Origin of the sequence: Nonomuraea phyllanthi (assembly GCF_006334985.2) — a bacterium.
In the GTDB taxonomy this organism is placed as follows: Bacteria; Actinomycetota; Actinomycetes; order Streptosporangiales; family Streptosporangiaceae; genus Nonomuraea; species Nonomuraea phyllanthi.
In genome coordinates this window covers 409,296-431,132 of sequence record NZ_VDLX02000002.1, presented here as the reverse complement: position 1 = coordinate 431,132, position 21,837 = coordinate 409,296, and the positions used below count along the sequence as shown (strand labels likewise).

Below are 21,837 nucleotides of genomic sequence, written 5' to 3'. Positions count from 1 at the left end.
TCCGCACCTGGCCGTACATAATCGGTGTTCGGTATGGCCGATTCCGGACTTTTCCTAAATAGCGGTATTCGGCCGGTCCGCAAGCCCGGGAAGCTCCCGCTGCCAGGCCACGACCGTCTCCCGCATCCGCGCGACGAACCTCTCCCCCACCGGGGTCAGCGCCCCGGACGCCGCCAGCGTCTCGGTCGCCGCGACCGTGTGCCCGCACCAGCGCGCGAACTCCCGCTCCGCCGTGTCGCGGTCGGCGCCGTGCACGGCGTGGCGGCGGGCGCGCCAGAAGTCCGTCACCCCGATGTGCGCGTACGTGCCCTGCAGCAGCCCCTCCAGCGGCCGGAGGTCCTCGCGCCACGGCGCGTGGTAGAGCCCGGTGTGCGACCGGTCGAACAGGTCGAGGAGGTCGATCACCGCGCCCAGCTTGACGTGCTGGAACTCGTGGATGAGCAGCAGCGCCAGCGTCGCAGGATCGGCCGGCAGGGCCGCCGCGACAGCGCCGAAGGCCTGGCGGGCGGTCGAGCTCACGTCGCGCCCCCCGGAGGCCGGCGCCAGCGGGGTCAGCGTGGTGAGGCCGGCCCGCAGGCCCTGCGCGTACTGCGGGTATTCCTTCTCGATGAGCCGCCAGGCCGGCTCGAACGCCTCCTGCCACGCCGCGGCCTCGTGCTGGGCCAGCCTGCCGGCCGTCGGCCACTGGTGGCAGTCGCGGTGGGGGTCGGCGTCCTCCAGGACGATCGAGTAGTCGCCGCTGCTGACCGTACGGACCGCGTGCCACTCGGGCGCCGGATGCCCCGCCACCGTGATCCGGCCTGACCGTGCGACCAGCGTCACCGTGTCGCCCCCGACGCCGTGCAGCGTGCCGACGGTCGGCAGGTGCACGGCGCCGCCGATGACCGCCACCGGCAGCTCCACGTCCTGGCCCGTGCGGATCATCGCGGCGGCGGCGATGTTCGCGAGGTAGGTCACCGGGTGCTCGCCGCGTAGACAGCCGACCGCCCACACCCGGACGTACGGGTGGGCGAGCACCTGCTCCAGCTCGTCGCGGTGGTCCTGGTCCATCCGGGCGAACAGCTCCCACACCTCGCCGGCCGCCCGCGGGCGCAGCGCCGCGATGAGCGCCCGGCGCACGCTGCGCTGCGCCTGCGCGAGGAGCCTGACGTCGTCGGCGCTTCCCAGGCCGGTGGCCAGGGAGTCGAGGCAGGCGTACGGAATCGCGTGTGAGGACATCTTCGTCCGATCCTGGATGTGGGACACCAGCTTGAACAGGTCGGCGCAGTAGACGCTCGGATGGTCGAACGAGCCGGCCCTGAACCTGTGCGTGTAGAGCCCGCCCCCGCAACTCCCGACGACGGGACATTCCCGGCAGGTCGCCGACAGGCCCTCCAGGCCGCGCTGCCGGGCGAGCACGCCCGGATGCGCCGCCACCTCGTCGAGGGCGTGCCGGAACACGTCATGGCCGGTGGCCGGAGCGCCGTCGTAGGCCACCTTGAGCGAGTCGACCAGCTCGTACGCGCCATCGGTGTCGATCACGATCATCGTGCTCGGCTCCAGCCCGACCGCCTCCGTGAGGCTGGGCTCGCCCCGGGTCGTGCGGACGATCGACTCGAACAGCCGCACCGACGCGGGCCGCCCGTCGGCCTCCCAGCGCTCGAAGATCGTGATCAGCCAGTCGGCGTAGGCCGTCTCGGAGTGGCGCTCGGGCGGCGCGTCCCACGTGGCGTACGGCAGCAGGAAGTCGATCCTCGGCGGGCGCAGCGCGGCCAGCGCCTCGTAGACCGCGATCGGGTCGTTGGCGACGTCGACCGTGCAGAGCAGGCCGGCATAGAGCTCGCGTCGCCCCCGCAGCCGCTCGACCGCCCGGATCACCTGGTCATAGCTGCTGCGGCCCGAGGCGTAGCGGCGATGGCGGTCGTTGGCCGCCCGGTCGCCGTCGAGCGAGATGCCGACCCGGATCCCGTGCTCGGCGAAGATCTCGCAGAACCGGTCGTCGAGGCGTACGCCGTTGGTCTGGACGTGCAGGCCGAGGCGGCAGTGACCGTCGAGCGCGGCGCGCAGCGTGGTCGCGATCGCGGACAGGCGCTCGTGCCCGGCCAGCAGCGGCTCACCGCCGTGCAGCACGACGTCGACCCGCTCCAGGCCGTGCCGCGTCACGTGCTCGGCGATGCGCGCCGCGACCCGGTCGACGGTGTGCGGAGCGATGACCTTGGGACGGCCGCGCCAGCTCTGGTCGGCGTGTTCGTACACGTAGCAGTGGTCGCAGGCGAGATCACATCGGCTGTGCACTTTGAGCACGAACTGCCGGAAAGGAGTGATCACCGCACTCAGCCGCCCGCCGCGTTCCGTGGCTAAATGGAGTTCTGGAACGCCGCGACCGCAACCGGCACGACAGACATTTCCCCAGAAACGGGCACAACACGCCGCAAAATCTCGTCGAGCATATGGCTGCCCGGCGTCGCCAGATTCACGAACGGAATATCACGGAGATCTCTGACCTCGGAGATCAGCTCCCCATCCGCAACCTCAACCGTGATCATTTGTGCACCGTTCCTGCCACATACCGGTTACTGAGCAGAGCAATTGTGACATGAAAACCGGCGGTCCTGGGCGCACGAATCAAAGCCATGCCATCCCTAGCCCGAGCCGTGGTCAGCGAGCCGCCGGAGCCGATCCTGTCATGGCGGCGCAGACGTCCCCCAGGCCGCCAGGCGCCGGGCCCCGGGGCACCGCACAGGCGACGAGCCGTCAGCTCTCGCCTACGTCTAGTGGGTCGGCGACGTCAGCCCGTAGCGTGCCACGACGTCGTCCAGCCAGTCGGGGTTGCCGTAGGTCAGGCCGTACCTCGATGCGAGTTCGGTGAATTCGGGCGTCTCGTGAAGGTTCGCGCTGTGCTCCGCTCCGGCGAGCAGCTCGCTGAGCTCGCGGAAGTAGTGCTCGAATCCGCCCGGGGTGATGACCTCGACGATGCGGCCGGGCGTCGTGCCCGCGTTCCACATGGCGTGCATTTGCCCGCGCGGTTTCGTGATGTAGCCGCCCGGCCCCAGGACGACCTCGTCCGCGTCGGACCGGAAGCCGATCTCGCCTTCGAGCACGAGCGAGTGCTCGTCCTCCCGGGTGTGGCGGTGCGGCGCGCTGATCATGCCCACGGCGAACGGGTGCTCCACGATGGCCACCTCGCCGTTGTTGTCGCTGCCGTAGATCTTGAAGACCGCCCCGAACCCCGGGATGGCGACGGAGTCGCCGCCGCCGGGCGGCACGACCTTCACCGCTGGTGCGTCCATCACATCTCCCCCTTTTCGGCATCATGCCAGTGCGTACGCGCCCAACCCGGCCTTCGACGCGCCGGGTCCTGCCCTCCCCGCTAGGCGGGTGGCTGGTCGGGGGCTGATCGGGACTGGTCGGGGGCGTCCCGCGCCGTGCCGTACATCGTCTCGTGCTGGATGCGGGGCGAGCACACCGACGCCGACGGGCACGCGCAGCGCCGCCCGCCGTCGTCCAGCCGCACCGTCACCGTGTCGGAGGGCACGTTGTGCCCCACCACTGTCCCGTCGCCCTGGGGCGTGCTGACCCGGCTCCCGTTGCGCGGCATCCGGTAACGGGTCTCCATGTACAGCGGGTGCTCGTACTTCAGGCAGCACATGAGCCGCCCGCACGCCCCCGCGATCCGCAGCGGATTGACCGGAAGATCCTGGTCCTTGGCCATCCGCACCGAGACCGGCTCGAAGTCCTTCAGGAATGTGGCACAGCACAGGTCACGGCCGCACGGACCGATGCCGCCCTGCAGCCGCGCCTCGTCCCTCGGCCCGATCTGCCGCAGCTCGACCCGCGCCCGCAGGTTGCGGGCGAGATCGCGCACCAGGGCGCGGAAATCCACCCGGTGCGGGGCCGAGAAGTAGACCGTGTAGACGTTGTCCTGGTCGAGGTAGTCGATCCCGACCACCTTCATCGGCAGCTCGTGGCGCTTGATCAGCCGCTTCGACACGCTGCGCGCCTCGGCCCTGCGCCGTTTGTTGGACTCGTCGCGGGTCAGGTGCTCCTCCCCCGCGATGCCGGCGCAGACCGGCAGGCCGTCGATGTCCTCGCTCGTGTACTGCGGCGCCCACACGCACTCCGCCACCTCCGGCCCCGCGTCGGTCGGCACGAGCACCTTGTCGCCCACCTTCGGGCTGTGCTCGCCGGGGTCGAGGTAGTAGAGCCTCCCGTAGCGGGTGAAGCTCACGGCCATGATCATTCCCATGGGCTCGAGCTCGCCTCCTGACGGCCTAGGGGTCGTACGGCCTTCCCTGCCACATTACGTGGGTCCAGGCCGAAATTTGGAGGCGGATCCCGATCACTTGCCGGCCGCTCGGGACCGCGAGGTCGCCGGCGCTCAGGGTCGCAGGGACAGCATCATCGCCTCGACGGCCATCTGCGGGTTGACGTTCGCCGCCAGCCGCTCCCTGCACCGCATGATGGCGTCGACCCGCCGCAGCGTCTCCTCCGGCGTGGACGCCTTGGCCAGCTGGTCGAGATCGAAGCGCAGATCGTCGTTGGCCAGCTCCACCCCGGCCCCGAACTGCATGGCCAGCACGTCCCGGTAAAACGACACCAGCTCCAGCAGCGCCGCGTCCAGCGAGTCGCGCTTGATCCGGGTGGCCCGCGACTTCTGCCGGTCCTCCAGCTCCTTCAGCGCCCCGGCCCCGCCGCGTACGAGCCCCCGGTTGAGCCCCTTGCCCGTGGACCCCTCCCCGTAGAGCTTGCGCAGCTCGGCGGTCTCGTTCTCGTTGAGCGCGGCCGTGGCGGCGGCGGCCTCCTCCTCCGACGTCTTCACCAGCCGCTCGGCGGCCGAGACGCACTCCCCCACCCCGGTCAGCGAGCGCGGGATGCTCAGCACCGCCTCACGACGCCGCCTGACCCCCTCGTCGAGCGCCAGCGCCCGTGCCCGGCTGATGTGCCCCTGCGCGGCCCGCGCGGCGAACCTGGCGATGTCCGGGGGCACGCTGTCGCGCGTGGCCAGCACGTGGGCGACCGCCTTTGGCGCCGGGGTGACCAGGTTGACCACCCGGCAACGCGACCTGATCGTGATCATCATGTCGTCCGGCGCCGGGGCGCACAGCAGCCACACCGTACGGGGCGGCGGCTCCTCGATGGCTTTGAGCAGGGCGTTCGCGGCGGACTCCGTGGCCCGGTCGGCGTCCTCGAACAGGATGACCCGCCACCGCCCCTGCGTCGGCGCCCCGGCCGCCCGCAGGATGAGCTCCCGGGTCTGCTTCACGCTGTAGGACAGGCCTTCGGGGCGTACGGACTCGAGGTCGGGATGCGAGCCGATGAACACCTGGTGGCACTGGTCGCAGTGGCCGCAACCGCCGTCGGGGCACAGCAGCGCCGCCGCGAAGGCCCGGGCGGCCTCCTCCCGGCCGGCGCCGGGCGGCCCGGTGAACAGCCACGCGTGTGTCATGCCCGCGCCGCGCCCGCCCTCGACGACCTCCCGGGCCGCCGCCGCGGCCCGCGCTAGCACGGCTACCGCCTGCTCCTGCCCGACGAGGTCATCGAAAACTGCCACGACGTAAGGCTAGCCGCCCCCGGCTTCCCCCACGCCCCCTCTCCACCACACGAGAGGCCTCCTCCGCAGAGGGGCCCGCCGCCCACGAGCGCCTGCGGCCCCACGAACCCGCCGCTCCTGGCGAGCTCACCGCCCACCGGAGCCCAGCACCCCACCAGAGCCCGCCCCGGCCCCGCGGGAGCCCCTACCCCATCGCAACCCGCCGCACCACTGGAGCCCGCGGCCCCAGGTGACCCGATGTCCCCGGAGAAGGCGGGCGGGGGCCGTCAGTCGCGGATGGCCGGCATGGTGCCCGTGGCGTCCTCCGACTCCCGGGGCACCGGGTCGGGCAGGAGCTCGTGGACGCGGTCCTGGATCTGGCGGGTGATCACCTCGGGCGGCAGCGTGCCGTCGACCACGAGGTAGCGCTCCGGCGCCGCCGCCGCCAGCGTGCGGAACTCCTTGCGCACCCGCTGGTGGAACTCCAGCGGCTCCGACTCGATCCGGTCGGCGGCCCCGCCCAGCCGGGTCAGCCCCACCTCGGGCGGCGTGTCGATGAGCACGGTCAGGTGCGGCACCAGCCCGCTGGTGGCCCAAGCGTTGATCTTGGACACGTCCTCCGGGTCGAGCGATCGCCCCGCCCCCTGGTAGGCGAGCGAGGAGTCGACGTAACGGTCGGTGACCACGAGCGAGCCGCGGTAGAGCGCGGGCCGGATCACCTTCTCGACGTGCTCGGCCCGGTCGGCGGCGTAGAGCAGCGCCTCGGAGCGTGCTGAGAGCCCGCGCTCGGCCGCGTCGAGCAGGATCGCCCGCAGCCGCATGCCGACCTTGGTGGAGCCGGGCTCACGGGTCTGCACCACGTCGTAGCCCTGGTCGCGCAGCCAGATGGCGAGCAGCCGGGACTGGGTCGTCTTGCCGGACCCCTCGCCACCCTCGAAAGCCACGAACAGCCCCGGCACCTGCTCGGCCGTCTCGGCGGGGAACCGCTCGCCCCGCACCGCCGCGATCACATCGGCGGCCAGGGGAACGCCCTTCCTGTCGTCCATGTGCAGCAGCGCCAGGATGCCCACGACCGTGGCGAGCGCCCCGCCCAGGACCAGCACCAGGTTGGAACCGTCGAACCGGTAGGCGAACGCGCCGAACCGCAGCCAGTGCACGCCGAAGACCGCCGCGATGGGGTTGGCCACGGCGAGCACGACCAGCAGCGTCACCCGGGCCGTGGACTGCAGGAACGCGAACGTACGGCCACGCAGCCCGTCCTCGACCTCCAGCCCGATCAGCGTGTAGCCGATGATCCAGGCGATGCCGGCGCACGCCCCCAGCGCCACGGTCAGCATGACCACGATCACCAGGTTGTGCACGAGCGCGGTGGCCACGAGCACCAGGCCCGCGACGGTGATGGCCAGGCCGAACAGCCGCCGCCGCGACAGCTCGCGCAGCAGCCTGAGCCCGAAGAAGATGCCGAGCGCCATGCCGGTGAAGACGGCGCAGAAGACCACGCCGTAGGCCGCGTCGCCGCCGCCCAGCGCCTCCACGTAGATCTTCGCGACCCCGATCACGGCCCCGCCCGCCGCGAAGGCCCCCAGCATGCCGATGATCAGCCCGCGCACCAGCCGGTTGCGGCCGACGTAACGCCAGCCCTCGACGATCTGCCTGAGCACGGAGGGCGTGGAGATGGCGCCGTCGCGCCGGGGGATGCCGCGCAACGTGAAGATCAGGAAGGCCGAGACGAGGTAGGCGCAGGCGTTGACGATCAGGGCCAGCGCCGTGGACTGCACGCTGGTGAAGCCGGGCACCATGGACGCGATCACGCCGCCCGCCACCGACAGCGCCGCGAAGAGCATGGCCGCGACGGGCGCGGTGCCGTACGTGACCAGCAGGTTGAGCCGGTTGGCCGACTCGAGCTGCTCCTTGGGCACCAGGTTGGGCACGGTGGCGTCCTTGGCGGGGACCCAGAACAGGTTGACGCACTCGATCAGGACGGTCGCGATGATCAGCCACTGGTAGCTGTTGATCAGGGGGATCGACAGCACCACGGCGAACCTGGCCAGATCGGCCGTGAACATCGTCAGCCGCCGGTCGAACCGGTCGGCGAAGACGCCCGCGAGCGGCCCGAGCAGCACGGCCGGCAGCATCTTGGCGATGAACACGCCACCGATGGCCAGCGACTGCACGCGGTAGTCACCCTGCGTCAGGTTACCGGCCAGGGCGGTCACGGCCAGGATGTTGAGCCAGTCACCCAGACTGCACACCGACATGGCCGTCCAGAGCCGTCGGAACGGCGCGTTGGCCAGCACGTGGGCCGAGCGGCTTCGGCCGAGGGCGCTCATGATTTCAGCGTATCCAGGAAGCAGGGGGACAACGGACGAGCCGGATATTCCGGGCCGACTCGTGGCTGAGGGTATTACGCCGGCGGGCTCGCGCGCAGGTTACCGGCGTGGAATGGGCCCCGGAAAACCGCATCAGATCAGAACCCCCTCATCGAGTCGCGCCTCCCGCACCAGCGGCTCCCACGCGGCGCGGATGCCGGCCGGCAGCGCCAGCTCGTGCCACAGGTCCACGAGCAGCACCCCGTCGACGTGCTCGAGCAGCTCACCGGGCCTGCCCTCGCACAGCAGCAGCGTGTAGGCGTCGCGGCGCGCGTCGCGGTCGGCCAGGTCGAACTCCCTGCCCCGCAGCCGCACGACGCCCAGCGCGGCCCCGACCGGCAGCCGCCGCAGCCGGGTCGGCACGTGGAAGGTGCGGCCCTCGCTCTCGCACGTCTCGACCTCGACCTTCGCCTCCAGCGCCAGCCGGAAGCCCGCCGCGTCGAGGATGCGCCCGGCCGTGCCGAGCGTCGGCGACTTCCTGCCGTGCTCGTAGGCCGACAGCGTGGTCCGCGACGTGCCGCTCACGCTGGCCAGGACCCGCTGGTTCATGTCGGCCGCGAGCCTGGCCTGCCGGAACAGCAGCCCGCCCCGCTCGGCCCAGAACGCGGTGTGCGCCACTTCCATCGGCGAAGAGACCATCGCCACCTCCGATCAGTATCCGGCTGGATACTCTACGCCACGATGACACTATGTGGCTACCGAATCGCGGAAAGTCAGGTGCCCAACTCCAGCATCGTGATCTCCGGCGGCGCCCCCACGCGTACGGGCGGGCCCCAGAACCCCGCTCCCCTGGTGACGTACACCTGCACCCCGTCGACCGTGGCCAGCCCGGACACCACGGGCTGCTGCAGCCCCACCACCAGGTTGAACGGCACGATCTGCCCGCCGTGCGTGTGCCCGGACAGCTGCAGGTCGACGCCGTGGCGAGCGGCCTCCTCGACCTGCACGGGCTGATGGGCGAGCAGTACGGTGGACCGCCCGGCGTCCCGGCCGCCCAGCGCCTTGGCGAAGTCGGGGCCGTCGCCGCTGGACTCGCCGTTGAGGTCGTTCACCCCGGCGAGGTCGAGCACGGCGCCCTGGTGCCTGATCTCCACGCGCTCGTTCCGCAGCGAGCGTACGCCGAGCTGGTCGAGCTCCTCGATCCACTCCTGGGGCCCTGCGGCGGTGAAGTACTCGTGGTTACCGGTCACGAAATATGCCCCGTAACGGGACTCAAGGTTCTTCAACGGCTGCGCCAGCGCCCCCAGCTGGGCGACCGACCCGTCCACCAGGTCCCCCACGATCGCCACCACATCGGCCTCGAGCCCGTTGATCATGCGGACGATGCGCTCGGTGTGCCCCAGACCCGTCAGCGGCCCCAGGTGGATGTCGCTCACCACGGCGAACCGCAGGCCGCTGAGCCGCGGATCCAGCTTCGGCAGCGCCACCTTCACGCGTTCGATCACGGGGTCGCCAAGAGCGCTCGCCATGCCGTAGCCGACCGTGCCCAGCGCTCCCGCGCCCGCGACGGCGGCGGTGGCCCGCCCGAGGAAGAGCCTCCTGCTCATCGGGGGTGCGGAGGGGGCGGGCTCGGAGGGCGCAGGACCGCCCACCATGGCCGGAACCGGCTCGAGGGCCGCCGCCCGCTCGCCCCTGCGTACGAAGATCGCGGCGACCGCCCGCGGCACCTCCAGCACCACCAGGAAGATGAGCAGGTAGAACATCACGGCCAGCCAGACGTAACCCGGCCACGCCAGCCAGTGGCCGAGCTCCAGCCGCGCACCCGCGAACGTCGCCACGAGCACCGCTGCCAGGCCCACCAGCACCCAGGTCAGCGCCTTGCGCAGGCGCCCTGGCAGCGTGGTGGAGCGCACCATCCGATGCCACAGGTAAAGGTGCGCAAGCAGAATCAAGCCCGCGAAGGCCAAGACGATCACGCCATCGATGCTACTTCCGGCGACCGCCTCGAGCGCACGCTACGACTTGGCCGCCGGTTTCTTCGTCGTGGCCTTCTTCGCGGGCGCCTTCCGCGTGGTCTTCTTGGGCGCCGGAGCCCGCTCGCGCCGCTCCGCCAGCAGCTCGGCGGCCCGCTCGATCGTGATGTCCTCGACCGTGTCGCCCTTGCGCAGCGACGCGTTGGTCTCGCCGTCCGTCACGTACGGGCCGAACCGCCCCTCCTTCACCACCACGGGCTTCTTGGAGTTGGGGTCGTCGCCCAGCTCCCGCAGCGGCGCCGCGGCGGCGGCCCGCCGCCCGCGCTGCTTGGGCTGCGCGAACAGCTCCTTGGCCTGCTCGATCGTGACCGTCAACAGGTCCTCCTCGGAGGTCAGCGAGCGGGAGTCGGTGCCCTTCTTCAGATACGGGCCGAACTTCCCGTTGTACGCCACGACCTCCTCGCCCTCCAGCTCTCCCACGACCCGCGGGATGGCCAGCAGCTTGAGGGCGTCCTCCAGCGTGATGGTGTCCAGCGACATCGACTTGAACAGCGAGCTCGTGCGCGGCTTGGGGGCGTCGGCCTTCTTCGTACGCTTCTTCGGCGCCTCCTCCTCTGACGCCTCCGGCAGGACCTCCGTCACATAAGGCCCGTAACGGCCGTCCTTGGCCACGATCATGTGCCCGGACACCGGGTCGTGCCCGAGCTCCCGGTCGCCCGTCGGCCGCGAGAACAGCTCCTCGGCCTTCTCGGCGGTCAGCTCGTCGGGCGTCATGTCCTCGGGCACGTTGACCCGGGAGCCGTCCCTGTCGAGGTAGGGGCCGTATCGACCGACCCGCAGCACGATGTCCGAGCCCTTGACCGGGAACGAGCTGATCTCCTTGGCGTCGATGTCACCGAGGTCGGTGACCATCTCCTTCAGCCCCTCGTCGCCGTCGGCGCCGTAGTAGAAGCGCTGCAGCTCCGGCACCCGCTCCGCCCGGTCGTTGGCGATGTCGTCGAGCACCTTCTCCATCTCGGCCGTGAAGTCGTAGTCGACCAGGTTGCCGAAATGCTGCTCCAGCAGGTTGACCACGGCGAAGGCCAGGAACGACGGCACCAGCGCCGTGCCCTTCTTGAACACGTAGCCGCGGTCGAGGATGGTCCCGATGATCGAGGCGTACGTCGAGGGCCGCCCGATCTCGCGGTCCTCCAGCTCCTTGACCAGCGACGCCTCGGTGTAACGCGCGGGCGGCTTGGTCGAGTGGCCCGCCACGTCGAGCCTGCCCAGGCTGAGGGCGTCGCCCTCCTCCAGGGTGGGCAGTCGCTTCTCGGAGTCGTCGCGGTCGGTCGCCGGATCGTCGGAGCCCTCCACGTACGCCTTGAGGAACCCGTAGAACGTGATCGTCCGCCCGGAGGCGCTGAACTCGACGTTCTCGCCCGCGGAGGACCGGCCGGCCACCTTGACCGTGATCGACTCGCCGACCGCGTCCTTCATCTGCGAGGACACCGTGCGCTGCCAGATCAGCTCGTACAGCCGGAACATGTCGCCCGACAGCCCGGTCTCGCCCGGCGTGCGGAACTCCTCGCCCGACGGCCGGATGGCTTCGTGCGCCTCCTGCGCGCTCTTGACCTTGCTGCTGTAGACGCGCGGCTTGTCGGGCACGTACGCGGCGCCGTACAGCTTGATCGCCTGCGACCGCGCGGCCGCCACGGCGGTCTCCGACAGCGTGATGCTGTCGGTACGCATGTAGGTGATGAAGCCGTTCTCGTAGAGGCGCTGCGCCACCTGCATCGTGTACTTCGCGGAGAACCCCAGCTTCCTGCTGGCCTCCTGCTGCAGCGTGGTCGTCCGGAACGGCGCGTACGGCTTGCGGGTGTACGGCTTGCGCTCGACGGACCTGACCGCGAACGACGACCCCCTCAGCCGCCCGGCCAGCTCGCCCGCGGCGGCCTCGGTCAGGTGGAGCACGTCGGCGTTCTTGAGCCGCCCCGTGGAGGCGAAGTCGCGGCCCTGCGCCACCCGCTTGCCGTCGACTCCCGTCAGCGTGGCGGTGAAGTCGCGCGGCCGCTCCTCGGACTTGCCCGTGTCGAACAGCGCCTGCAGGTCCCAGTAGTGGGCGGCCGTGAACGCCATGCGCTCCCGCTCGCGCTCCACCACCAGCCTGGTCGCCACCGACTGCACGCGGCCGGCCGACAGGCGCGGCTTGACCTTCTTCCACAGGACCGGGCTGACCTCGTAGCCGTAGAGCCGGTCGAGGATGCGCCGCGTCTCCTGGGCGTCCACGAGCCGGAGGTTGAGGTCGCGCGGGTTGGCCACGGCGTCCCTGATGGCCTGCGGGGTGATCTCGTGGAACACCATGCGGTGCACCGGCACCTTGGGCTTGAGCACCTCCCGCAGGTGCCAGGCGATGGCCTCGCCCTCGCGGTCCTCGTCAGTGGCGAGGTAGAGCTCGTCGGCGTCCTTCAGCAGCTGCCGCAGCTTGTTGACCTGGGATCGCTTGTCGGGATTGACGACGTACAGTGGTTCGAACTCGTGCTCGACGTTGACCCCGAGCCGCGCCCACGGCGCGCCCTTGTACTTCTCGGGGATGTCATCGGCCTTCTCCGGCAGGTCGCGGATATGTCCGATGCTGGACTCGACCATGTAGCCAGCACCGAGGTATTCCTTGATCGTCTTCGCCTTGGCCGGCGACTCGACGATCACCAGGCGTGTTCCGCCGGTGCTGCCGTTCTTGGCTGGCACGCTGCTTCCTACCTCACTGTTCGCTTCGCAAATCCCCCTGCCGGGAGCCGGCACAGACTGAAAGGTAACCCGACTCGCGGAAATTTCCTTCCCCCGCGGGCTACCCACTAGCTTCCGGGTCCACCCACAAGCACGCAGAATAAGGCCAAGCGAGCGGCATGGCGCCCTGACTCACCCTGGAGACTAATCGTTGTGCTGGACTACTCCTACATGGATATCTACATTCCGCGCGACCTCACTCGCGAAGCAGCACGTCAGCTGCTGACCGAGCACGCAGAGTACGGCCGCTGGGAGCTGGCCCGCGTCCGCGTCCATCCCGACGGAAGCCGTCACGTACGGCTGCGCCGCAAGGTGCTACGCGTCCGCAGCACACTCTGAGGTACGTACCTGTCGCCTGATTCCCTGACATGGCTTCTGATCCTGGACATGGCTTTGCCCGTCCCGGGCCGCGCCCCCGGAACGGGCAAAGCATCTATCGCTGACTGGTCACGGACTGTGACCAGTCAGCCGTCCTTTACATCCCTTTACGTCCGCCTTTACGGCGCCGCTTGGCGTCCCCTACTTCCGGCCGAACCGGAACCGGCGGGTGGCCCCGAACAGTGCGGCCGACGCGGCGAACATCGCGCCCAGCGCGAGGGCGAGCAGCGAGCCGGAGTTGAGACCGGTGACGCCGGCGGGCTGCTCGGCGCTCATCAGGCCCAGGCCGCCGACCGGCAGGCCGCGGGCGGCCGAGGTGACCGCCCCGCCGACCGGGGTGGAGGAGACCAGGCCGGTCGCCGGCTCCAGCACCGACACGGCGCCGCCCGAGGCGGACGGGCGCGCGGCGTGGCTGGAGACGCGGTTCTTCTTCGGCTTGGCCGGGACGTGCTTGGGCTTGGCGGGAACGTGCTTCGGCTGGGCCGGGGTCTGCGCCTGGGCGGGCAGGCCGGGCAGCTCGGGCAGGCTCGGCAGGCCCAGCGTCCTGGAGGCGTCCCCGACCAGCGGGAGCGAGCCCGTGACGTCCTGGAGCTGCTGCGGCACGCCGTGCGCCTGCTGCGCGCTCCCGGCGACGTTCTGCAGGCCGCCCAGGGCCGGAACGCTCGGCAGCATGGGGAGCGCGCCGCGCTTGGCCTGCTTGGTCTGCTTCATCGACGCGGCGAAGTGCCCGTACCCGCCGGGGCCGCCGTGCCCGGGACGCCCGACGTTGGCCCCGCCGAGGCACCCGGCGGCGGCGTCGCCGAGGACGGCCACCGCGTTGCCGCAGACGTTGATCGGCGCGGTGATCGGCGCGACGATCTGGTTGCCGCCCAGCACGCTGCCGTTGCCCGACGTACGGTTGCCGCCGCCACCGGTCTTGCCGGCCTTGGCCCCGCCCTTGCAGTGCGCCTCGGATCTGCCGATCACGGCCGCGGCGTTGCCGCAGACGTTGATCGGCGCGGTGATCGGCGCGATGATCTGGTTGCCGCCCAGCACGCTGCCGTTGCCCGACGTACGGTTGCCGCCCGCGCCCGAGCCGCCGTTGGTCACCTTGGCGCCGCCCTTGCAGCCGGCGAACGCGTGCCCGAGCACGGCCACCGCGTTGCCGCAGACGTTGATCGGCGCGGTGATCGGCGCGACGATCTGGTTGCCGCCCAGCACGCTGCCGTTGCCCGACGTACGGTTGCCGCCCGCGCCCGAGCCGCCGCCGCTGTTGACGACCTTCGTGCCGCCCTCGCATCCGGCCGCGGCGTTGCCGACCGCGTTGCCGCAGACGTTGACGGGCAGGCTGATCGGGGCGACGATCTGGTTTCCGCTGCCGACGCCGAAGCGCCCGTCGGTGTCGTTGCCCGTCGAGCCCTTGGCCCGGTGGTAGCCGTGGCGGCCGCCGTCGTTGGTGACGCTGGAGCCGCCCTTGCAGCCCGAGAACGCGTGGCCGACCACCGCCACGCTGTTGCCGCAGATGTTGACCGGCGCGGAGATCGGCGCGATGACCTGGTTGCCGCCCAGCACGCTGCCACGCCCAGACGTACGGTTGCCGCCTGCGCCCGTTCCGGTGTTGCGCACCTTGGCGCCGCCCTCGCACCCGGCCGTGGCGTCGCCGAAGATCGCCACGGCGTTGCCGCAGGCGTTGATCGGGGCGGAGATCGGCGCGGTGATCTGGTTGCCGCCGAGCACGCTGCCGTTGCCCGACGTACGGTTGCCGCCGGCGCCGCCCTTGCCCTTGTTGACGACCGTGGAGCCGCCCTTGCAGCCGGCGTCGGACCTGCCGATCAGCGAGACGGCGTTGCCACAGGCGTTGACCGGGGCGCTGATCGGCGCGTTCACCTGGTTACCGCCGAGCACGCTCCCGTCGCCCGACGTCCTGTTGTCCGGGATGCCGCCCTTGTTGACGACCGTGGCCCCGCCGTGCGAGGACGCCTCGGACGAGCCGACCGCGGCGACCGAGTTGCCGCTGATGTCGATGGGAAGAGAGATCGGCAGGTTGACCTGGTTGCCGCCGCCGACGGACCCGTCGCCCGAGGTGTCGGCCAGCGCGGTGCCGCTGCCGGTGAACGACATGACGGCCACCGCGAGCAGGGCCGCGGGAGTAGATGCCTTTGCCCACGTACGCATGATGAATGCTCCTAGTGGTTCTTCTGGGGGGATACCTGAACGGTTCGCGGGCAGCCGAGGCCGTGTTTCGCGCACAGCGGAGACCCCGGGTTCGCATCGCGAACCAGCTGAACTGACGTGTTTCACCCGCCGGCGAAGGGGTGTCAGACCACGCTCCGCCGCGTTACTTCGCGATTCGGGAAAGGACCGGTGCCGAAGAAGGGGACCGGCGTCCGGGGCGGGGGTCAGTCAGGTGAGAAAGAAGGGTCGTCCGCCGCTGTGCGGACGACGGGGGGCGACACGGGCGCCTGGAGGGCGCGGCGCGCCTGGAGCCGCGGGTCGAACACGGACCTCGCGACATCCCCCGCGGCGGCCCCGAACGGGCCGCTGCCACCGCCGTTGGGCACCAATCCATTGGTGTCCAGGATCTTTCCGGCGGTGGACGGTGATGGCAGGCCAGGATCCTGCTGGCTGTTGAGCCCGTCCACAGTACGCCCGGCCATGGCCTCGGCGTTGTCGGACCGCGAGAGGCGGCCGGGACGGGTGAGGGACTGAGACCCCAGGGCATCACTCACGGAGATCGCCGCCGCCGCGTCACCGGCAGTGGTCGCCTCGACGTTCACCGCCTCAGCGTTCACCGCCTCAGCAGTCGTGGCCTCAGCGGTCGTGGCCTCGGCGGTCGTCGCCTCGGCAGCCGCCGGGGCGGCGGTGAGCATGCCGAACAGGACAGCGAGCAGCCAGCCGGCCGCCACCAGGGCGCCGACCGTGACCGTCCGCACAACGAGCCGACGGGCACCGGCCGCGAACCGCGCCATCCGGTGAATCCCGTCGGTGGTCGCGTCCTGAGCCGAGGAGGTCACGGGCAAGCGATGCGCAACAAGGGGCATCGCCCCCGGCTGCAGCACCACTGCGCGCGCCACGTGACCTCCCACACTCCAAGAACCGGCCTCATGTTGTCGTGAGGCCGGCCCGTGGACTCACCCCTCAACGGTCCGTAACCGTAGCAGCACCCAAGGTTGCCGCAAGCCCTTTTCATCGGAGACCCAGAAAATCACCAACTCCCCCCACCCCAAACCACCCCCAACTGCCCCAACACCCTCTCCCCTCCGTCACCCACGCCCCACCAGACCCCCTCCGAAGCCCCATGACCCCCACTCCACGACCCGCTTCTGAGCCACGGGGATTCTTGGTATGACGCAGTCCTCAGAGTTTGCTAACCTTACTGAGCCGACGCGGGATGACGGTCTCGCGTGCAGGCACCACGTCCGGGTGGCGGAATAGGCAGACGCGCTAGCTTGAGGTGCTAGTGCCCAGTGATGGGCATGGGGGTTCAAGTCCCCCCTCGGACACACATCCATCGCACGTGTGGGGGTTCGGATTCAACCCGGGCCTCCACATATTGCTTTTCTGGTGAGCTTCAGCCCCAAGCTGCGTGTAGAGCTCCGCCTTGTCATTCGGATCCTCGCAAGTCCGCTAACACGGTCGCTATATTCCGCGCGTCCCCACAGGCCGCCCCGGCGAGGCCTGTAGCGCCTTGAGAGCGGGCGTGCTGGACGATCGGAGCGCCTCCACCGGGACGAGCGAACAGGCAGACATCCCGCATGCACCGACGCCACCGGCGGCAGCTCCGCGGACTGAGCCCAGCGAAGCCAGGCCACTAGCCTGGCGGCATGGGATGGGATCTGGGCGAGCTTGTCGCGAAGTACGACGTACCGGGCGCACAGGTCGCCGTGCTGGCCGATGGGGAGATCCGGGACGAGGCTGCGGGCGTGCTGAGTCTGCGCACCCAGGTCGAGGCCACGACCGACTCCGTGTTCAAGATCGGCTCGATCACCAAGATCTGGACAGCCACGCTGATCCAGCAACTGGTCGACGACGGTGTGCTGGTTCTCGACCGTCCCGTTCGCGACTACCTGCCCGGCTTTCGGCTGAGCGACCCAGCCGCCACCGCGTCCTTGACCGCCCGCCACCTGCTCACCCACACAGGCGGTATCGACGGCAACCACTTCACCGACACCGGACGCAACAACGACGCGATCGAGAAGTTCGTCGCCACCCTCGCCGAGGCGGACCAACTCCTCCCGCCTGACACCGTCTTCTCCTACTCCAACAGCGGATACGTGGTGCTCGGCAGGCTGGTGGAGGTGTTACGCGACAAACCCTTCCACGACGTGCTCCGCGAACGCCTGGTGACGCCGCTCGGCCTGCACACCGCCGCCACCGACACCTACGAGGCGATCCTGCGCCGCGCCGCGGTCGGCCACATCCAGACCGGCGGAGAGGTCGTTCCGGCCAAAGCGTGGGCGGTTTCCTATTACTCCGCGCCCAGCGGCTCGCACTTCGCGATCAGCGCACGCGACCTGCTGGAGTTCGTCCGCCTGCACCTCACCGACCCTGCGCTGGCGGCACTACGCGAACCCCAGGTCGAATCCGTCCCGGACTTCGGCGGCGGCGTCATCGGCTGGGGACTTGGCTGGATGCTCTACCAGGACGGCGTCGTCGGCCACACCGGTGTCTCCAAGGGGCAGAAGGCATTCCTTCGCGTCGTCCCATCGGCGGGTGTGGCGGTGGCCGTGCTGACCAACAGCACGGGCAGTGAGCCGCTGGCCTACGAAATCTTCGGTGCGGTGCTCGAAGAGCTTGCCGGCGTCGAGACGGCACCACTACCCGTACCGCCCTTGCACCCGGCCTGGATCGACGCGGACCGCATGTGCGGCACCTACCGCTCGACCCTGTACGACATCACCCTGAGCAGCGAGCACAACCGCGCGTTCCTCACCTACCGCCCACGCAATGAGATCGCGGAGTCCTTCCTCGGCGGGTCCGTGAACCGCGTCGAGGTCGTCCGCCTCAACGACAGCTCGGTCATCACCACCCAACCGAAGTCCGGCGGCCACCAGGTCCTGTCCCTGGTCGGCTCCGACGGGCACGGCCGCGCCCGCTTCCTGCACAACGGCGCCGCCGCCTACCGGATCGCCTGATGGTCACCGACGACGACGTGCGCCGAGCAGCCCACCACACCCGCTGTCGGTAGAGGGCCGTTCCATCGGATGGGGCTCCCTCGGCGGCCGATCGATCTCGGTGAGCTGAAGGAGCTACTGCTCACTCCACAGCCCGGCGACGCATTGACGAACGCCGTCTGGACGCATCTCGTACGACGTTCGCGATCCGACGGCCCGGCATGGGTGCTCTGGTGCGGCGGGGTGGCGATGCCAGGGCTGAAGAACCTGGTCGCGAGGACCGCGCAGAACTGCTCGGGCCACGTGATCGACGACATCGTCTCGGAGATGGGCTCGCCAGCGTTCCTGGCCTGGGAGCATCGCCACACTCCAAGAAGGGGAGGACTGGCGGGGCTGGTTCGGCCTGGTGGCCGACGACCTGTGCGCGGCCCTGTCATGGGCGCTCGACCGGCCTGAGCAGCGCGGACGCGTACGATCTCGCCGGGCACCTGGCGGAACCGACCTTCACTCGACGCGGATCCGACCGCGCCCCTGCCGTGTTGTCTGGGCCGACATGAAAGTTTCACGCTTCATTGACAGGCGGAAAGCGCTTTCCTACGGTGTGGGTCCCGACAGCGGCAGCGGCCGCGCGGAGAAGAACGCATCCGGTTTTCGAGACGAAGGTGGACGAGATGAGACGAGCAGTCGCACCGCGACTCGTGGCGGCTCTGGCCGCGGCGGCCACCGCGGCCACGGTCGGTGTGGCCTTGCCGATGTTCCAGGCGTCGGCGGCAGCCGGCGGCGCCACCGGCTACGCGACCGCCAACGGCGGGACCACCGGCGGCGCCGGCGGGCAGACGGTCAGGGCCACCACGGGGACCGCGATCCATGCGGCCCTGTGCAACCGGGCCAGCAGCAGCACCCCGATCACCATCCAGGTCGAGGGGACCATCAACCACGGCAACACCAGCAAGGTGTCCGGCGACAGCTGCAACACCGCCGACGACAAGATCGAGCTCAAGGAGATCAGCAACGTCACGATCATCGGGGTCGGCAACGGAGCCGTCTTCGACCAGTTAGGCATCCACATCCGCGACTCCAGCAACATCATCATCCAGAACGTCACCGTCCGGAACGTCAAGAAGTCGGGCTCGCCCACGTCCAACGGCGGTGACGCCATCGGCATGGAGAGCGGCGTCCGCAACGTGTGGGTCGATCACGTCAACCTGGAGGCGTCGGGCGGGGAGTCGGAGGGCTTCGACGGCCTCTTCGACATGAAGGACGACGTCCAGTACGTCACCCTGTCCTACAGCACCCTCCGCAACTCCGGCCGCGGCGGGCTCATCGGGTCCAGCGAGAGCGACCGCTCGAACGGCTACGTCACCTTCCACCACAACCTGTACGAGAACATCGACTCCCGCACGCCCCTCCTGCGCGGCGGCATCGCCCACATCTACAACAACCACTACGTCAACCTGGTGAAGTCCGGCATCAACTCCCGGGCCGGCGGGCGCGCCAAGGTCGACAACAACTACTTCGAGGACTCCAAGGACGTCCTCGGCACCTTCTACACCGACGAGGCCGGCTACTGGCAGGTCAGCGGCAACATCTTCGACAACGTGACCTGGTCGGAGCCCGGCAGCGACAACAACCCGGCCGGGCCTGACCCGCAGTCCAACACCAGCATCAGTGTCCCGTACTCCTACAGCCTCGACGGCGCCAGTTGCGTGCCGGACATCGTCCGCCAGACGGCCGGCGCCAACAAGGGCCTGCAGGTGTCGAACGGCAACTGCACCCCGCAGAACCCCGACCCGACCCCCACCCCCACCCCCACGCCGACCCCCACGCCGACCCCCACTCCCACCCCCACGCCGACTCCCACCCCTCCGCCCAGCGGCCAGAACCTCAGCATCGGGGCCGGCTCCGACGGCTCCAGCAAGGCCAGCGGGACGAGCTACGGCAACGTCCGCGACGGAGACATGAGCACCTACTGGTCGCCGACCGGCACGACCGGCGAAATCTCGATCAAGTGGGACTCCGCCACGACGGTCTCCCAGATCGTCATCCGTGAGGCGTCCGGCTCAGCGGGCACCATCGGTGCCTGGCAGCTCCTCAACCACGACACCGGCGCCGTCCTGAAGTCCGGCAGCGGGGCGGGCACCATCGCCTTCACCCCGACCTCCCTGAGGAAGATCACCTTCAAGATCACCAGCTCGACGGGTACGCCGAAGGTCGCCGAATTCGAGACCTACGCCGGGTAGCGGCTAGTTCCGCCGTCCGCTCGGTCTCACCGGCGCCCGGGGCGGGGCAGTCAGACGGACTGCCCCGCCCCGTCCTGGGGTATCGCCCGATTGGAGCAGGCGGTGCGCCTCCCGCCGCTGTCGCCGGCGCACGTATCGCGTGTGTCTCCCTCGGACACACCGATCGCATATGTGGGGGTTCGGGTGCCCCGCCAGAGGACCCCGACCATGATCGGCAACGTGTCACCGGAGTGCTAGGCGAGGTCGACGACTTCGTGCATGCGAAGCCGGCGGTTGAACCGGCCGGCGATCCGCGCGACGGCGGTGCGCGGCAGCAGGCGGGCGGGCCAGGTCATGGCCCGGTTCACGGCGCGGCCCGGGTAGGACACCGCGCGTCGCCGGGCGTAGTCGTCGAGCGTACGGGCCGCGACCGTGGCCGGCGCGTCGGCGAATCGGGGGTCGATCGTGGCCGAGGTGCCGTCGAAGAAGCCGGTCGCGATGGCGCCGGGGTGGGCGGCCATGACGTGGACGCCGGTGCCGCGCAGTTCCTCGGCCAGGGCCTCGGTGAAGGAAAGTACGAAGGCCTTGGTGGCGGCGTAGCTGGCCTGGTACGGCATGGGCTGGAAGGCCGCGGTGGACGAGACGTTGATGATGCCGCCGGAGCCGCGGGCGACCAGTTCGGCACCGATCGCGTGGGTCAGCGCGATCAGGCCGACGACGTTGAGCCCGACGGAGCGGAGTTGCGGCTCGAGCGGGCGGCCGAGGAACGGGCCCGCACTGCCCGCGCCGGCGTTGTTGAGCAGCAAATCGACGGTCAGGCCGCGGTCACTCAGTTCGCGCAGGACCCGTTCCGGGCCGTCCGGAGCGGCGAGGTCGCCGGTGATGACCTCGGCGTCCGGCCCGCCGTGCCGTTCCCGAACGAGTGCGGCCAGCTCCCGCAGGGTCCCGTCCGTACGGGCCAGCAGGATCACCCGTGCTCCCCGGCGCGCCAGCTCCAGCGCGTACGCCCGCCCCAGCCCCTTGGACGCGCCCGTGACGAGCGCGGTGACGCCGCGATAGTCGTCGGTCACAACACATCCTCCATTGCTTCAAGTCTCGAAGCATTGACAGTAGCACGATCCTTCGAGGCTCGAAACATCGGTAGGATGGGGGCATGACCACGCCCGAGCTCACCGCGGTGGTCGCCGCGACCCACGACATCTGGATGCGGACCAACGACCTGATCGGGCAGGCGCTGGCCAAGCACGCCCTGACACCGGCGACGTTCCAGGCGCTGTGGGCCATCGACCCGGCCGAGCCGCCGCCCTCGATGAAGGTGATGGCCGAGCGCCTGTACTGCAACGCCCCCAACCTGACCTTCATCACCAATCAGCTCACCGACCGGGGGCTTGTGGAACGCGCCGTGGACCCCGCCGACCGCCGCTCTCGCGTCCTGGTCCTGACCGACAAGGGCCGTGAGGTTCGCGACGAACTGGTCCAGACGGCGCTGGAGAAGACCCCGCTGGCGGCGCTGAACCGCGACGAACTGCGGCAGCTCATGGTCCTGCTGGACCGCGTCGCCCGCTCCGGCTGACCATGCCGGAGGCGGGACGC

General features: G+C 70.2%; 16 protein-coding genes and 1 tRNA gene. 5 read left to right on the top strand and 12 right to left on the bottom strand.

Features of this window, described 5'->3' with window-relative positions; genetic code table 11:
* Positions 1–54 precede the first annotated feature (54 nt).
* The 9 genes from FH608_RS07510 to topA all read right to left on the bottom strand — a co-directional run bounded on the left by FH608_RS07510 (position 55) and on the right by topA (position 12,515).
* Positions 55–2,307, bottom strand: coding sequence for an FxsB family cyclophane-forming radical SAM/SPASM peptide maturase (locus FH608_RS07510; RefSeq protein ID WP_226899112.1), 2,253 nt, complete (start codon positions 2,305–2,307; stop codon positions 55–57).
* A gap of 29 nt (positions 2,308–2,336) precedes the next feature.
* Positions 2,337–2,525: a hypothetical protein gene (locus FH608_RS07505; protein ID WP_139629622.1), complete on the bottom strand. Its 189-nt coding sequence runs from the start codon at positions 2,523–2,525 to the stop codon at positions 2,337–2,339.
* A gap of 225 nt (positions 2,526–2,750) precedes the next feature.
* A complete protein-coding gene (locus tag FH608_RS07500) occupies positions 2,751–3,269 on the bottom strand; it encodes a cupin domain-containing protein (RefSeq protein WP_139629621.1) in 519 nt (172 codons plus the stop codon).
* Positions 3,270–3,349: 80 nt separating this feature from the next.
* Positions 3,350–4,225 carry a PSP1 domain-containing protein gene (locus tag FH608_RS07495; RefSeq protein ID WP_394367656.1) on the bottom strand — a complete coding sequence of 292 codons (876 nt, stop codon included), beginning with the start codon at positions 4,223–4,225 and terminating at the stop codon, positions 3,350–3,352.
* 132 nt (positions 4,226–4,357) lie between these two features.
* The gene (locus FH608_RS07490; RefSeq protein WP_139629620.1) at positions 4,358–5,530 is read right to left on the bottom strand and encodes a DNA polymerase III subunit delta'; all 1,173 of its coding nucleotides are present in this window, start codon (positions 5,528–5,530) and stop codon (positions 4,358–4,360) included.
* A gap of 266 nt (positions 5,531–5,796) precedes the next feature.
* Positions 5,797–7,839 carry a dTMP kinase gene (gene tmk / locus FH608_RS07485; protein ID WP_139629619.1) on the bottom strand — a complete coding sequence of 681 codons (2,043 nt, stop codon included), beginning with the start codon at positions 7,837–7,839 and terminating at the stop codon, positions 5,797–5,799.
* 132 nt (positions 7,840–7,971) lie between these two features.
* Positions 7,972–8,517 (bottom strand): helix-turn-helix transcriptional regulator, encoded by a 546-nt coding sequence (locus tag FH608_RS07480; RefSeq protein ID WP_226899189.1) that lies wholly within the window; start codon positions 8,515–8,517, stop codon positions 7,972–7,974.
* Positions 8,518–8,591: 74 nt separating this feature from the next.
* A complete protein-coding gene (locus FH608_RS07475) occupies positions 8,592–9,794 on the bottom strand; it encodes a metallophosphoesterase (protein ID WP_226899111.1) in 1,203 nt (400 codons plus the stop codon).
* Between the two features lie 39 nt (positions 9,795–9,833).
* Positions 9,834–12,515, bottom strand: a complete 2,682-nt coding sequence (topA, locus tag FH608_RS07470; RefSeq protein ID WP_139629618.1) for a type I DNA topoisomerase — start codon at positions 12,513–12,515, stop codon at positions 9,834–9,836.
* Positions 12,516–12,707: 192 nt separating this feature from the next.
* Between topA and FH608_RS07465 the strand changes: the two genes are divergently transcribed.
* On the top strand, positions 12,708–12,893 hold the full coding sequence (locus tag FH608_RS07465) for a DUF5703 family protein (RefSeq protein ID WP_139629617.1): 186 nt from the start codon (positions 12,708–12,710) through the stop codon (positions 12,891–12,893).
* Between the two features lie 180 nt (positions 12,894–13,073).
* On the opposite strand, the gene FH608_RS07460 is transcribed toward FH608_RS07465, so the two are convergent.
* Positions 13,074–15,086 (bottom strand): chaplin family protein, encoded by a 2,013-nt coding sequence (locus FH608_RS07460; protein ID WP_139629616.1) that lies wholly within the window; start codon positions 15,084–15,086, stop codon positions 13,074–13,076.
* Between the two features lie 224 nt (positions 15,087–15,310).
* The gene (locus FH608_RS07455) at positions 15,311–15,985 is read right to left on the bottom strand and encodes a hypothetical protein (protein WP_226899110.1); all 675 of its coding nucleotides are present in this window, start codon (positions 15,983–15,985) and stop codon (positions 15,311–15,313) included.
* Between the two features lie 343 nt (positions 15,986–16,328).
* Here FH608_RS07455 and FH608_RS07450 point away from each other — a divergent pair.
* From FH608_RS07450 to FH608_RS07440, 3 genes are all read left to right on the top strand, one after another.
* Positions 16,329–16,414, top strand: a tRNA-Leu gene (locus tag FH608_RS07450).
* A 321-nt stretch (positions 16,415–16,735) separates the two neighbouring features.
* Positions 16,736–18,046, top strand: a complete 1,311-nt coding sequence (locus tag FH608_RS07445; RefSeq protein WP_139629615.1) for a serine hydrolase domain-containing protein — start codon at positions 16,736–16,738, stop codon at positions 18,044–18,046.
* A gap of 650 nt (positions 18,047–18,696) precedes the next feature.
* The gene (locus tag FH608_RS07440) at positions 18,697–20,265 is read left to right on the top strand and encodes a pectate lyase family protein (protein ID WP_139629614.1); all 1,569 of its coding nucleotides are present in this window, start codon (positions 18,697–18,699) and stop codon (positions 20,263–20,265) included.
* A 233-nt stretch (positions 20,266–20,498) separates the two neighbouring features.
* On the opposite strand, the gene FH608_RS07435 is transcribed toward FH608_RS07440, so the two are convergent.
* On the bottom strand, positions 20,499–21,314 hold the full coding sequence (locus FH608_RS07435) for an SDR family NAD(P)-dependent oxidoreductase (protein WP_139629613.1): 816 nt from the start codon (positions 21,312–21,314) through the stop codon (positions 20,499–20,501).
* Between the two features lie 83 nt (positions 21,315–21,397).
* On the opposite strand from FH608_RS07435, the gene FH608_RS07430 reads away from it, so the two are divergent.
* Complete coding sequence (locus FH608_RS07430) at positions 21,398–21,817, top strand: MarR family winged helix-turn-helix transcriptional regulator (protein ID WP_139629612.1); 420 nt, start codon at positions 21,398–21,400, stop codon at positions 21,815–21,817.
* Positions 21,818–21,837 lie beyond the last annotated feature (20 nt).